Origin of the sequence: Micromonospora sp. NBC_00617, from assembly GCF_045161355.1 — a bacterium.
GTDB lineage: Bacteria > Actinomycetota > Actinomycetes > Mycobacteriales > Micromonosporaceae > Micromonospora.
Genome location: NZ_CP107751.1, coordinates 1351550 through 1364332, shown reverse-complemented (window position 1 = coordinate 1364332; position 12783 = coordinate 1351550). Strand labels below are relative to the sequence as shown.

8 protein-coding genes and 1 pseudogene are annotated in these 12783 nt (G+C 69.5%); 3 read left to right on the top strand and 6 right to left on the bottom strand.

The genetic code is table 11. The annotated features are described in order from the left end of the window. Positions 1-368 precede the first annotated feature (368 nt). The 4 genes and pseudogenes from OG505_RS06130 to OG505_RS06115 form a co-directional block, all read right to left on the bottom strand. Positions 369-1220, bottom strand: a complete 852-nt coding sequence (locus OG505_RS06130; protein ID WP_405431631.1) for a DMT family transporter — start codon at positions 1218-1220, stop codon at positions 369-371. A gap of 40 nt (positions 1221-1260) precedes the next feature. Then, positions 1261-2427: an MGDG synthase family glycosyltransferase gene (locus tag OG505_RS06125; protein WP_405434402.1), complete on the bottom strand. Its 1167-nt coding sequence runs from the start codon at positions 2425-2427 to the stop codon at positions 1261-1263. Positions 2428-2457: 30 nt separating this feature from the next. Further along, positions 2458-3255, bottom strand: a pseudogene (locus tag OG505_RS06120) (polysaccharide deacetylase family protein); the annotation flags it as partial. Positions 3256-3303: 48 nt separating this feature from the next. Next, positions 3304-4749, bottom strand: a complete 1446-nt coding sequence (locus OG505_RS06115) for an acyltransferase (RefSeq protein WP_405431629.1) — start codon at positions 4747-4749, stop codon at positions 3304-3306. Between the two features lie 262 nt (positions 4750-5011). Here OG505_RS06115 and OG505_RS06110 point away from each other — a divergent pair, with 262 nt between their 5' ends. The 3 genes from OG505_RS06110 (at position 5012) to OG505_RS06100 (ending at position 10803) form a co-directional block, all read left to right on the top strand. Beyond that, complete coding sequence (locus tag OG505_RS06110; protein WP_405431627.1) at positions 5012-6295, top strand: NRAMP family divalent metal transporter; 1284 nt, start codon at positions 5012-5014, stop codon at positions 6293-6295. Continuing rightward, positions 6220-8100 carry a tetratricopeptide repeat protein gene (locus tag OG505_RS06105; protein ID WP_405434401.1) on the top strand — a complete coding sequence of 627 codons (1881 nt, stop codon included), beginning with the start codon at positions 6220-6222 and terminating at the stop codon, positions 8098-8100. Before OG505_RS06110 ends, OG505_RS06105 begins: the two co-directional genes overlap by 76 nt. Before the next feature lie 348 nt (positions 8101-8448). Continuing rightward, entirely contained in the window at positions 8449-10803 is a 2355-nt protein-coding gene (locus OG505_RS06100) for an AbfB domain-containing protein (protein ID WP_405431626.1), read from the top strand. Between the two features lie 142 nt (positions 10804-10945). Here OG505_RS06100 and OG505_RS06095 read toward each other — a convergent pair whose 3' ends face one another. Further along, positions 10946-12064, bottom strand: a complete 1119-nt coding sequence (locus OG505_RS06095) for a Gfo/Idh/MocA family protein (protein ID WP_405431625.1) — start codon at positions 12062-12064, stop codon at positions 10946-10948. Then, positions 12034-12744, bottom strand: coding sequence for a ThuA domain-containing protein (locus tag OG505_RS06090; protein WP_405431623.1), 711 nt, complete (start codon positions 12742-12744; stop codon positions 12034-12036). The genes OG505_RS06095 and OG505_RS06090 overlap by 31 nt, the downstream gene beginning before the upstream one ends. Between the last annotated feature and the right edge of the window lie 39 nt (positions 12745-12783).

Here is a 12783-nt window from a genome sequence, read left to right as displayed (position 1 = left end):
GGAGGGCACTTCGGCGGACTGCCGGCCCCGGCAGCACATGCTGTAGGGCGACGGGTCGGTCGACCTGGCACGGAAGGCGTAGGCACCGCCTTCGACCAGACCGGAGAGGGCTGCCGTGGTGACCGCGAATCGGGCAAGATCGTCCATACGAAGGCCGTCCACGACGGATGGTGACGGCTACGGGTCCGTCCAGCGATCTAACTGTGCTTCCGGCCAGACCCGCCAGGCGTTGTGCCTGCTGAGGAGGGTCCCCGTTTACCCGGTATTCGGCGTGACACACCTGCCGCTGAACGTTTGGCTGGTCCTGCCGCCGGCAAGGAGATGGCGGTCTGAGGGATGCGCCTCAGCGCCGCGTCGTCGCGCGCTTGCTACCGGTGTCCATAGCGCCGGTGAGTGGTGGCGGCCGTGGCAGCGAGCCAGACACCTACGGCGGTGGTGATGGCGGCCAGGACGAGTCCGGTGACGCGGATGGGTGAGGTGGTGAGCGTTTCCCGGAAGACGGTGATCCCGATGACGACGCTGGTGATGGGGTCGGTGAGGGTGAGTGCGGTCAGGGGTGCGGCGAGGCGGCCGTGCTGGAAGGCGGTCTGGTTCAGCAGCAATCCGATGGCCGCGACGCTCACGAGGGCCAGGGATGTCCAGCTCAGCAGGGTGTCGATGAGGTTGCCGTGGTATCGGCCGGTGAGGTCTTTGACGAGGGCTGCGGCGAGGCTGTAGGCGAGGCCGCTGGCGGTGCCGAGTACCGCACCTTGTGCGGCGCCGGTGAGACGGTGCGCTGCCACGACGCAGATCGTCATGACCAGTGTCACACAGAGGGCCGGGCCAGCCCAGGATGTGGCCGGGGCAGTGGCGAGTCCAGCGCGGGTGTCGGCGAGAAGGAGGAAGGCGGTCAGTCCGGCTATCCCGATCGCGGCGGCGAGCAGGTCGCGGCGTGCGATGCGTCGGCGGATGAGGGTGGCTTCAATCAGGATTGCCATGAACAGGCCACTGGCCATGACGGGTTGGACGACCGCGATCGGTCCGAGTCGAAGCGCGGCGACTTGGAGTGCGACGCCAGCGGAGTCGGGAATCCAACCGGAGAGCCAGAGCCGGCTTCTCAAGAGTCGCAGGAGCAGCCGAGGGTCGAGGGCGCCGTGTGGTGGCTGCTGCTGCGCAGCGCGTTGGTGTAGTGCGGAGGAGAGGGCGAAACAGAAGGCCGCAGCGAGCGCGAGTGGGATCATGCTGGGGTCGTCCGGGAATTGTGGTCGGCACCCGAGCGGATCATCGTTGGTAGTCGGTCTCGATGGCGTCTGAGACGAGGGTGGCCATATCGGTGGCGGTGACGGGAGGGGCGGCTGGGTTTTCCTCGGTGGCGTTCAGCGCGTACAGCACCGGTCGTAGCTCAGTAGGTGTGGTGACGTAGGTGGTGAGTCCGGCGTCGGCGAGTACCTGGGCGTTGGCGCGGCCGTGTCCGGCGATCGGCCGGTAGGTGACGGTCGGGAGGCCGCAGGCCAGGGATTGTTGGCAGGTCAGTCCGCCGGCGTTCTCAACGACGAGGTCGACCGCCCGCATGAGGGTGGGCATGTCGTCGACCCAGCCCATGACGTGTCCGGGGAAAGTGTGAAGTCGGCGACGTAGGTCGTCGTTGCGTCCGCATACGACGACTGGTGTGACGCAGCCGGTGGCGAGGACCTCCGCAGCGGTGCGGGCCACGTCACCCACGCCCCAGGACCCGGCGACGATCAACGCCAGTCGGTCCTGCTCGGGCAGGCCGAAACGGGCACGAGCAGCGCGTTTGCATAGGGTGTACATCGATGCAAACTTGCTGGAGATCAGGGGATCGACCAATCGGACGTGGGATGCTCCGCGTGCGGTGGCCTGCTGCTGCGTCGCGTTATGGATTACGCAGTAGGTGTCGATGCCGGGTGACACCCAGGTCGGATGGACCACGAAATCCGTGACATAGGTGAACACCGGTGCGGTGAGCTGTCCCGCCCGGCGCATCGGCCCGAGAAGCTGGTTGGCGAACGGAAAGGTCGTCACAACGAGGCAGGTGTCCGACGGTATCCGCGACAGCATCCGCGGTGCGGCCATCCGCAGCGCGGCCCGGATCGCGGTGACCGCCAGCGACGAGCGGTCAGTGATCGTGAAGAGCGCGTCATAGCCCCAGGGGACCCACTGGAGCATGGCGCAGTAGCCCTCCCGGACGACCGCGTGCAGAGGCCTCGGCAGAGCCGCGAAGAAATTGAGATGCTCCACGACGATCTCGTCGGCGGCGAGCCGGTCGGCCAGCTCAGTGGCGGCGGCGTCGTGGCCCGCGCCGATGTCGGCGGATACGACCAGGATTCTCTTCCGGCCCGGGCTGCCCCCGGGCTTGTCGCGCCTGGCAGGACTAGTAGGCAGCGCCCCGTCGGCGTTGGGCGGCCCGGGCCGAATGCCGTCCATCATGACAGCATCAAAGGCTGGGCGTCTCCCGTATGCCGTGGGTTCACCGGACGCGGTTACCCGCCCTGTCCGTCCCCATGCCACGGCGTGCCGTGGCCGGTACGGTGCCGTTTCGGTCGCCCGCGGTGTCGGTGCCCCCTGATGGGCGCCAAGCGTCCCGAGTATCAGCCCTCGATCACGGGCCCAGGTGATGAGGCGGGGCAGGACGGCCAGGGCGCCTCGCCAGGCGCCCGGGGTGGACGCACAGTCCGAATCGTGCAGCAGTACGGTGCCGCCACCGTAGAGATCCTTCCGGATCGTTTCCCAGATCGACTCCGGAGACCGGGTGGATTCCCAATCGCGTCCCCACGCCGTCCACAGGCGTGGAGTCAGGCCCAGCCGCCGGCATGCCAGCAGCGCCGACATCGTTAGCGCCCCGTACGGCGGCCGATACCACAACGGTGACGTGCCGGTGACGGCGGCAATGCTGTCCCGGGCTCGTGCGATGTCGGTGTAGGTCGCGGCGGGTGATCGCCACAACAGGTTCCGGTGTTCCCATCCGTGTACCGCGACCTCATGCCCGGCCGCGACCAACTCGCGGCCGAGCCCCGGATCACGGTCGAGCATACTGCCGAGCAGGAAGAACGTGGCTCGCACACTCTCGCGCTCCAACACCCCAAGAAACAGTGGGGTGGAGGCGCGGTCGGGTCCGTCGTCGAAAGTCAACGCAATCCGGCCGGCCGTACCCACACCGGCCAGACGCGGCCAGCACAGGCGACGCACCGCTCCGTTGGCGGTCACCACCGGCAGCGTTTGTACCGCCGCCCCACCGGCGGCGACCATTCCCGCCATCCATGGCCGCATGTCGGCCTCCCTAGTTGCGGCACTCGCTGGTTCCCGTTACCCATTTCTGTCGACGTCAGGCGGCGCGGCGGCGAGGTGGTTGGCCGACTCGGTCGGAGCTGATCGGAGCAGTCGTAGGATGCCCGCACCGATCAGGTAGACCACCAGCGTGGCGGGTGGTAAGCCGAGAGGCTCAGGTCTGGACATCGACACCATACTGTTGATCAAGAGGCCCATCACCAGGCCGGCGTAGCCGACAACGGTGAGGGCCGTGCGAAGGACCGGCGTCAACCGCCCTGCGGCCATGGCGGGACGCGAGGCGGGGCGGCGGCGTGCGGCGCGGGCCTCGATCCGTCCGAAGACTGCTACCAGCGCTGTCAGGATCACCGCCAACGCGGCAAGCCAGGGCAGCCGCCACGCCCACCATGCGCCGGTGCCCACCGACGCCGGGGGCAGCCAGTGCACAAGGTTCAACCCGCCGACGAGCAGCACGACAGCGCTGAGATGCCACAGGAAGACGGTGAGAACGACAGCATTGGCGGCGACCACCACCCGCCACGGGCCAGATCGAAGCAGCCACCGCTCGGCGCGGTGTCGGACCAGCAGGATGAGCCCGAGCTGCCCGGCGGCCAGCGCGAGAAGCGCGAGACTGGGAGGTGACGAGTTGTCCAGACGTTCGCCCGGCACGGTGATCATGCTGACCGGGTAGGGACCCACCACGGTGAGCAGCAGCAGGACACCGAACCCTACAAGGAACAGCAGCCCAGCGGTGGTACGCCCAACGGGCAACCGATGGGACAGCAGCCCACGCGATCGATCCTGGCCGGCCAGCGGCCTTGTCTCTCTTTCGGCGGCGTACGAGTCGTACCAGGCGAACCCGATCTGGTGGATGGCGAGCCAGCCGAACAGGAAGTTCCCGCCGGACAGCGGCCCGTGCCCGAGCAGGCGCCCGACGTCGCCGACGGCCACGAGTGCCACCAGCGTCAGCGGTACGACGAACCCGAGGCGCAGGTGCAGCCGGTACATGACCGGCGTGAACGCGACCACCGCTATGTAGGCGCTGAGGAACCACAGCGGAATGGTGGCGAACCCGACCACGGTGCGGATCTCGGCCGAATCGCCGCCGGCCAACCGACCGACAAGGCTTCCGGCCGCGAGCACGAGCAGCAGCACTGTGGTGGGGCGGACCAGTCGTTGACTGCGGGTGAGCAGCCACTGCGTCGCGGTCTGCCCCCGCCCCCGGCTGCTGGCCAGCGACGCGGCGTTGGCGAACCCGCCGACCAGGAAGAACACTGGGATTACCTGGAACAGCCAGGTGACAAGTCGGACCCACCGCAGCTCGTCCAGTGCCGAGAACCCTGTCAGGTCACCGGTGCCGTACGTGACGACGGTGACGGTCCAATGCCCCAGCACCACCAGACTGATCGCCAACGCACGCAGGAAGTCGACGTACCGATCCCGCCCCGCCGGAGTCCGTTCGGCCAGCATGCGCAGCTGACGCATGCGCCCCACCCTAGATCTCCGACCGCCGACAGCAGCCGCGTTTCGCGTGAAATCGGCTCCGATGGGTACCACCCCAGCAGGTGCAATCCCTTACGGTCGGCTTTACAGCCCGGCATGTGGACCAGCGAGGGCGAGAAGAGAGCCCCTGCGCCAGATCACCGATCCCGGCACTACAGCAGCCGGCCTGACCCAGAATGGGAAGACGTGGTGGGCCCCGCGCCGGTGGGGACCCGCGCGGTGCCCGCCTGCGAAAGAAGAGCGCGTGACCAGGCAACCCCCATCGCGACCGGACACCGCCGACAACCGGAAACCGCATGGCAGAGGCCGACGGCGTTTCCGCCTCCGGCAATGGGGTCCGGGCCTGATCTCCGGCGCGGCGGACATCGACCCCACCACGGTCGCGACCCTCGTAGTGGTCGGCGCGAGCACCATGTTCGGGCTCGCCTGGCTGACGCTGCTGATGATGCCGGCACTCGTGATCGTGCAGATCCTCGCCACCCGCGTCGGCGTGCTCTCCGGCCGCGACCTCCAGCAGGCGGTCCGTGACGGCTACGGCCGAACCGCCAGCGCCCTGCTGCTGATCTCCATACTCGGCGTCAACGTCGTCACCATCGCGGCCGACATCGCGGCCGGCGCCGCCGCGATCGGCCTCCTGAGCGGAGTCGACTCACCGTTGCTGGTCCCTGCCTTCGCCGCCGCCGCGCTGGGCCTCCTCCTCATCGGCAAGTACGCGAAGGTCGTACGAGTCTTCAAGGTGGTGATGGTCGGCCTGCTCGCCTACGGCGCCGCCGCAGTCCTGGCCCGCCCCGACTGGCTCGCGGTCGCACGAGGCAGCCTGATTCCGTCCATCCCGTTCACCCAGGCCCACCTCGCTGGCGCACTGGCCATCCTCGGTACCACCCTGACCAGCTACATGTACGTGTGGCAAACCGTCGAGCAGGTCGAACAACCCTGCCCGCGCCGACAACTCAAGATCCGCGAGTTCGACGCGGTAACCGGTGCCGGCCTGGCCGCAGTGATCTTCTGGTGCATCCTGGTCGCCAGCGCCGCCACCCTCGGCAGCCACCACGAACAGGTAGCCACCGCCGAAGAAGCCGCCCGCGCACTGCGCCCCCTCGCCGGACCCTACGCCAGCGACCTGTTCGCCATCGGCCTACTCGCCTCCGCAGTCATCGCCGTACCCGTCATCATGGCCACCGGGGGATACGCCACCGCCAGCGCCTTCGGATGGGCCCGCGGCCTCAACCGAACACTCCGTCAAGCACCCCGCTTCTACGGCATCGTCATCGCACAAACCATCGCCGGCACCGTCGTCGCCCTCAGCGGCATCGGACCCATCAAGCTTCTGTTCCTCGCCAGCCTCATCGCCGGCATCGCCACCCCACTCGGACTGGCCATGCTCACCCTCGCCGCCGGTAACCCTGCCCTTGTCGGCACAGCCCGCATCCCACGACCGCTACGCGCCGCCGCCTGGCTCATCACCGCCCTGATCACCGGCGTCAGCCTGCTCTACCTCACCCAACAACTACACCTGACCGGCGGATAGAATCACCCTCTCCTCCCGGCTTCGACCCGGGCGGCGTCCCGGTCAGCCCGAGCACGGCCCTCGCCGGATTCGTCAACGCTCTCGCGGGCCCGGGCGCCCGTCCGCCGACCGCCCTGGATGAGCAGGTCGCTCGATATCGCAGTCTGCTGGGCGGCCGGCGGGTGCTGGTCGTCCTCGACAACGCCGGCGACGCCGACCAGGTACGCCCGCTGCTGCCGGGCGCGCCGGGCTGCTTCGTCCTCGTCACCAGTCGGGACCAGTTCCTGGGTCTGGCCAGCGTGAACGGCGCTCACCCGATCACCCTGGACGTCATGTCCGGGGCCGACTCCCGCGAACTGCTGAGCCGACGCCTCGGCGCGCAGCGCGTCACCGCCGGGCCCGAGGCCGTCGACGCCATCGTCAGCGCCTCCGCCGGGCTGCCCCTGGCGCTGTCCGTCGTCGCCGCCCGGGCGGCCATCCACAGTGGGTTCCGCCTGATGGACCTGGCGGCGAGTCTGCGCTCGGTGACCGGGCGCCTGGATGCCTTCGACGGCGGGGAACCGGTCACCGACCTGCGGCTGGTCATGTCGTGGTCGTACCGGACCCTCGACCCGCACACCGCCCGGCTGTTCCGCTTGCTGAGCGTCCATCCGGGCCCGGACTTCGCCGTCGCGGCGGCGGCCAGCCTCGCGGGGATCACGCTCGCGCAGGCCGACCGCCACCTGGCCGAGCTGACTCGGGCCCACCTGCTCACCGAACACCGCCCCGGGCGGTACACGTACCACGATCTGCTCCGCGCGTACGCCGCTGAGCTGACGGCGGCAGAGGACAGCGACGCGAACCGTCACGCCGCCCGGTCCCGCCTGCTCGACCACTACCTCTTGGTCGCGTACGCCGCCGACGAGCTGGTCTATCCGCAGCGGGACCGGCTGCCGATCGACCCGCCGGGGCCCGGGGTCGCGCCGGTGGCGCTGGCCGATCGCGACGCGGCCATGTGGTGGTTCACCGACGAGCACCCGGTGCTGCTCTCGGCCCTGCGGCTGGCGAGCAGCCACGGGTTCGACCGCCACACGTGTCACCTCGCCTGGGCGATCACCACCTACCTCAACCAGCGCGGCTACTTCCAGGACTGGACCAGCAGCCTGCGGACGGCGCTGTCGGCGGCCGTCCGGCTGGCCGACGACCGGGCCGAGGCGTACGCCCACGGGGTGCTCGGCTTCGCCGACATCGCGCTTGCGCAGTACGCCGACGCGCAGCGCCACCTGGAGCTGGCGTACGACCGGTATCGGCGGCTGGGCGACCTCGCCGGGCAGGCCCGGGTCGAACTCAACCTCGGGTGGATCCATGACCGGACCGGGCAGCCCGAGCAGGCCCTCGCCCACGCCCTGGAAGCGCTGCGCCTGCACCGGCAGGCCGGACACGTCACCGGCCAGGCCTTCGCGCTGAACGCGGTCGGCTGGTCGCACAGTCAACTCGGTGACCACCACGCCGCGATCGAGAGCTGCGAGCAGGCACTGGCCCTGTTCACGTCGGTCGACAACGTTCTCGGCCAGGCGATCACGTGGGCCAGTCTCGGGCACGCCCACCTGCAGCTCGACGCGTTCGCGGAGGCGGTCACCTGCCACCAGTACGCCGTCCGCCTGCGTCGCGAGATCGGTCATCGACGGCTGGAGGCGGATGCGTTGGTGAGCCTCGGCGACGCCAACCTGGCCGCAGGCGACGCCGGTTCGGCCCGGGTGGCCTGGCAGCGGGCGCTGGACATCCTCGTGTCCCTGCGGGAGGCCGACACCGGCGCGATCGAGGCCAAGCTCGCCTCGCTGCGCTGAGGGGCCCCGAAGTGCCGGCCAATCTCCGGTCCGGCTCCTGTCCCGGCTCCGCGGCGGACGAAACGATGGCGAGGCAAGCCGCGCGACGCAGCATTGCGCGTGCGACCCACACCTCGACGACGATCGAGGGCAAACCACGGGCACTGACGATCAACAATTGACTGAGTGGCCGGGGTGCCTCTATAACGTTGTACGGGTGGTGATGGATGTCGATCGGATCACCATCGCCTGTGGGAGGAAATCCCGCCGACTTCCGCCGTCCGCGTTCGAGAAGCCACCCGATGCCCACCGCCCGCGCGCTGCGGGCTCAGCTGCACGGCCCGCGGCGACCCGCCCCTCGGAGACGGCATGACACGTCAGGTCCCCGCCCGCCCCGCCCTGCCCCTACTGCTCATCCTCACCCTCGTCGTCGGCGTGTTCGCCGCACCGGCCCGACCGGTGCAGGCCGCCCCGGCCAAGACACCGCCACTGACCACCCCGTGGACCAGCCAGGCGCTGGCCGGGACGCCCCTGCCGGAGTACCCGCGACCACAGATGACCCGACCGGACTGGCTCAACCTGAACGGGGAGTGGCAGCTGCGCCAGTCCGGCACCGACGACGCCCCGCAGTTCAACACCGATCTGCCCGAGCGGGTCAACGTGCCGTTTCCGGTGGAGAGCGCCCTCTCCGGTGTCCAGCGGGCCGCCAACGACAACCGCAACTACCTGTTCTACCGGCGCACCGTCACCGTCCCGCCGAACTGGTCGGGCCGGCGGACCCTGCTGCACTTCGGCGCGGTGGACTGGCAGAGCACGGTCTGGGTCAACGGCGTGCGGGTCGGCGCGCACACCGGCGGCTACGACGCCTTCACCTTTGACGTGACCCCGCAGCTCAACGGCGGCCTGAACGAGATCGTGGTGAAGGTGTGGGACCCGACCGACACCCGGCAGAACGGCAGCCTGCCCCCGATCGGCAAGCAGACCAAGCAGCCCGGCGGGATCTTCTACACGCCCAGCTCCGGAATCTGGCAGACGGTGTGGATGGAGCCGGTTCCCGCGGCGTCGATCAGCAGCGTGGACGTCTACCCGAACCTGGGCACCAACACCCTGCGGGTCCGGGTCTTCACCCGCGGCGACGTGAGCGGGCACAGCATCCTCGCCGAGGCGCTCGACGGCGCTACGGTTGTCGGCTCCGCCACCGGCGCCTTCACCGACTTCAGCGTCCCGGTGCCCAACGCCCGCCGCTGGTCACCCGACGACCCGTTCCTCTACAACCTGCGGGTCCGCCTGCGCAACGCCGGCGGCGCGACGGTCGACCAGACCACCCACTACTTCGGAATGCGGGAGATCACCACCGGCATGGTCAACGGGGTGCTGCGACCGAAGCTCAACGGCCAGTTCGTCTTCCAGGTCGGCACCCTCGACCAGGGCTTCTGGCCGGACGGGCTGTACACCGCGCCGACCGACGCCGCTCTCGCCTTCGACCTGCAGAAGCACAAGGACCTGGGCTTCAACATGGTGCGCAAGCACATCAAGGTCGAACCGCAGCGCTGGTTCTACCACGCCGACCGGCTCGGCCTGCTGGTCTGGCAGGACATTCCGTCGCTGACCGCGCAGAACATCGACCCCACCGATGCCCAGCAGGCGCAGTTCGAGAGCGAGGCACGCGAGATCGTCGACGAGCACCGCAGCTCCCCCGCGGTCGTCGCCTACACGCCCTACAACGAGGGCTGGGGCGAGCGCACCCTGGCCGACACCCGACGTGTGGCGCAGAACATCAAGAATCAGGACCCCACCCGGCTGGTCAACCCGCACAGCGGGCACAACTGCTGCCAGTCCCTCGGTGACCCCGGCAACGGTGACATCGACGACTGGCACGTTTACCTGGGTCCGGACTCACCCTCGCCATCGAGCGGCCGGATCGCGGTGCTCGGCGAGTTCGGCGGCCTGGGCCTGCGCACACCGGGCCACGAGTACAGCCCGAACGGGCAGTTCTTCGCCTACGAGTGGCAACCCACCTCCGCTGCGCTCACCGACCGGTACGTGGGGCTGGTGGAGGGTGCGCAGAACCTGATGCTCGGCAAGGGACTCAGCGCCTCGATCTACACCGAGATCGCCGACCAGGAGGGAGAGTTGAACGGCTTCCTCACCTACGACCGGCAGGTGGTCAAGATGGATCAGGCCCGCGTCCGCGCGGCCAACACCGCCCTCGTCAACGCGTCCAGGACGATCGGTAGCTCCGCCCCCGTCGCCCTGCCGGTCAACACCCGGCGTTCACTGCAGGTGACCACCCCCGGCTACACCAACCGGTACCTGCGCCACCAGAACAGCCTGGCGTACACGGAGGTGGTCGACGCGGGCAGCTCGGAGCTGCTCAAGAACGACGCGACGTACACCATCCGGCCCGGCCTGGCCGACGGCGCCTGCTACTCCTTCGAGTCGGTCAACTATCCCGGCCAGTACCTGCGGCACCAGGACTCCCGGGTCCGCAACTCGCCGAACGACGGGTCAGCGCTCCTGCGGGCCGACGCCACCTGGTGCGCCCGGGTGGGGCTGACCGGAAGCGGCGTTTCGTTGGAGTCGTACAACTTCCGCGGCAAGTACCTTCGGCACTACAACTCGGAGGTCTGGCTCAGCAACGGCACGGGCGGTGACGCCTACAACAGGCCCACCCTCTGGGCGGCCGACAGCACCTGGAACATCGCCGCCCCCTGGGCTCCCTGACAGCGGCCGACCGTGCTCTGACCGACGGTGCGGGCCGGCGGAGAGCCGCCGGCCCGCACCGGGTCACGTGTCGGCCTGCGCGTCGCAGAGCACGTCGATCTGCACGATCCTCGACGTGCCTTGGCCGCCGGCCGCGGGGACGTCAGCGTCCGTACGCGTGACTTCCCTTCCAGTCGTCCACCGGAGTGAGCGGAACCGGCGCCGGCCGCTGCACCGCCGTCGTCAGCTCGATCCGCCGGCCCTCGGCCACCGAGGTGAGCAGCGAGGTCATCGTTTCGAGTACGTGCAGCGCGACGTCGCCGCCGGCGCGGGGCGACCGCCGACCGTCGGCGCTGACCAGGTCGATCAGCCCGATGCCACGGGAGCCCCCGACGTAACCGGCCCGTGGTGCGAGAACGCGCCATCCGGTGCCGCCCAGCGGAAAGACACGGACGTCCCCGTCGAAGGTGTTCGGATCGGGTACGGCGAGCGTGCCGGTCTCCCCCTGCACCTCGATCGGCGCGGCCGTCGTCGCGACACCGTCGAAGCTGGTGGTGATGGTGGAGAGAGCACCGTTGGCATGCTCAAGCACACCGGTCACGTGAGTGTCCACCCGCGCCGGGATGCGCTGGCCGTTTCGGGGGCCCGAGCCGATGACACGCTCGGCGCGCAGACGGCTGGCGGCGCCGACAACCGCGCGAACCGGCCCGAGCAGATGGATGAGCGCCGAGATGTAGTACGGCCCCATGTCCAGCAGCGGGCCGCCGCCCGGGGCGTAGTAGAAGTCGGGGTGGGGATGCCAGCGCTCGTGTCCCGGTGTGACCATGACAGCCGTCGCCGACAGCGGGCGTCCGATGAGCCCGCCGTCGATCGCCGCCCGCGCCGTCTGCGTACCTGTGCCCAGCACGGTGTCCGGCGCGCACCCGACGTGGACGCCAGCCGTCAAGGCCCGCTCGATGATCGAGCGACCGTCCGGGAACGTCACGGCCAGTGGCTTCTCGACGTACACGTTCCTGCCCGCCTCGATTGCGCCGAGTGAGATCTCGGCGTGCGCCGCGGGGATCGTGAGATTGAGAACCGTCTGCACGTCTGGGCGAGCGAGCAGACGTTCGACGCTCATCGACTCGGCGCCGGGGATCGCGGCCGCTACCGAGGCCGACCGGAGGGCGTCGAGGTCGGCCAACGCGACGATACTCACCGCGGGGTGGTTCGCGAGGGTGTCGAGGTACGCGCGGGAGATGACCCCGAGACCTACGATGCCGACGCGGTGCGGGTCGCCCACACCATCCCCCTCTCGATGACGGTACGAACGTCCGCGTGCTCCAGCACGTCGAGGCTGTGCCCCGGCGTCGTCACGACGATGCGCCCGGCACCCCAGCGTCGCGTCCAGATCGCCGGCGAGGTGACCGGCCGGTGCCATGGATGCCACGCCTGCGTGGGGTGGGTGGTGACGGCCAGGACGTCGATCAGGTCGTCGTGCAGCACCCAGTACTGCTCGGTTACCAGGTCGAAGTCCTCGATGCCCGTGGTGATCGGATGCTCCCGGCCGAGGTCGGTGATGCGCACGGTGTGCGGCAGGAAATTGTCCTCCGGGCCGCCGTGGCGCTCGCACGGCTCCTTACCCGGGTGGGTCGCGAACTGGCCGCCCACCAGATGCAGGTATTCGGACGACGCACGGAACGCGTCCACGATCCCGCCGTGCCAGCCGGTGAAACCCGTACCGGCGATGACCGCGGCGCTCAGGCCGGCCACCTGGGCCGAGGTGATCTCCGACATCGTCATGCACTGCACGACCAGGTCGGTGTCGGCCATCGCGGCGGCATCGGCGTAGATCTCCGTCGACTCCTCGACCCGTACGGCATAGCCGCTTCGTTCGAGGAAGGGGAGGAACAACTCCGTCGCCTTGACCGGCTGGTGCCCCTCCCAGCCGCCCCGAACCACGAGTGCTCTCGGCTGCGCCACCTTCGCTCCCTTCCACGCTCCGTCGCCACCGGGCCGGCC

What these genes read in the sequence shown, in the direction of transcription:
- OG505_RS06100 (WP_405431626.1), top strand. Translation starts at nt 8,449, where the DNA reads ATGACACGTCAGGTCCCCGCCCGCCCCGCCCTGCCCCTACTGCTCATC.
- OG505_RS06125 (WP_405434402.1), bottom strand. Translation starts at nt 2,427, where the DNA reads ATGATGGACGGCATTCGGCCCGGGCCGCCCAACGCCGACGGGGCGCTG.
- OG505_RS06130 (WP_405431631.1), bottom strand. Translation starts at nt 1,220, where the DNA reads ATGATCCCACTCGCGCTCGCTGCGGCCTTCTGTTTCGCCCTCTCCTCC.
- OG505_RS06115 (WP_405431629.1), bottom strand. Translation starts at nt 4,749, where the DNA reads ATGCGTCAGCTGCGCATGCTGGCCGAACGGACTCCGGCGGGGCGGGAT.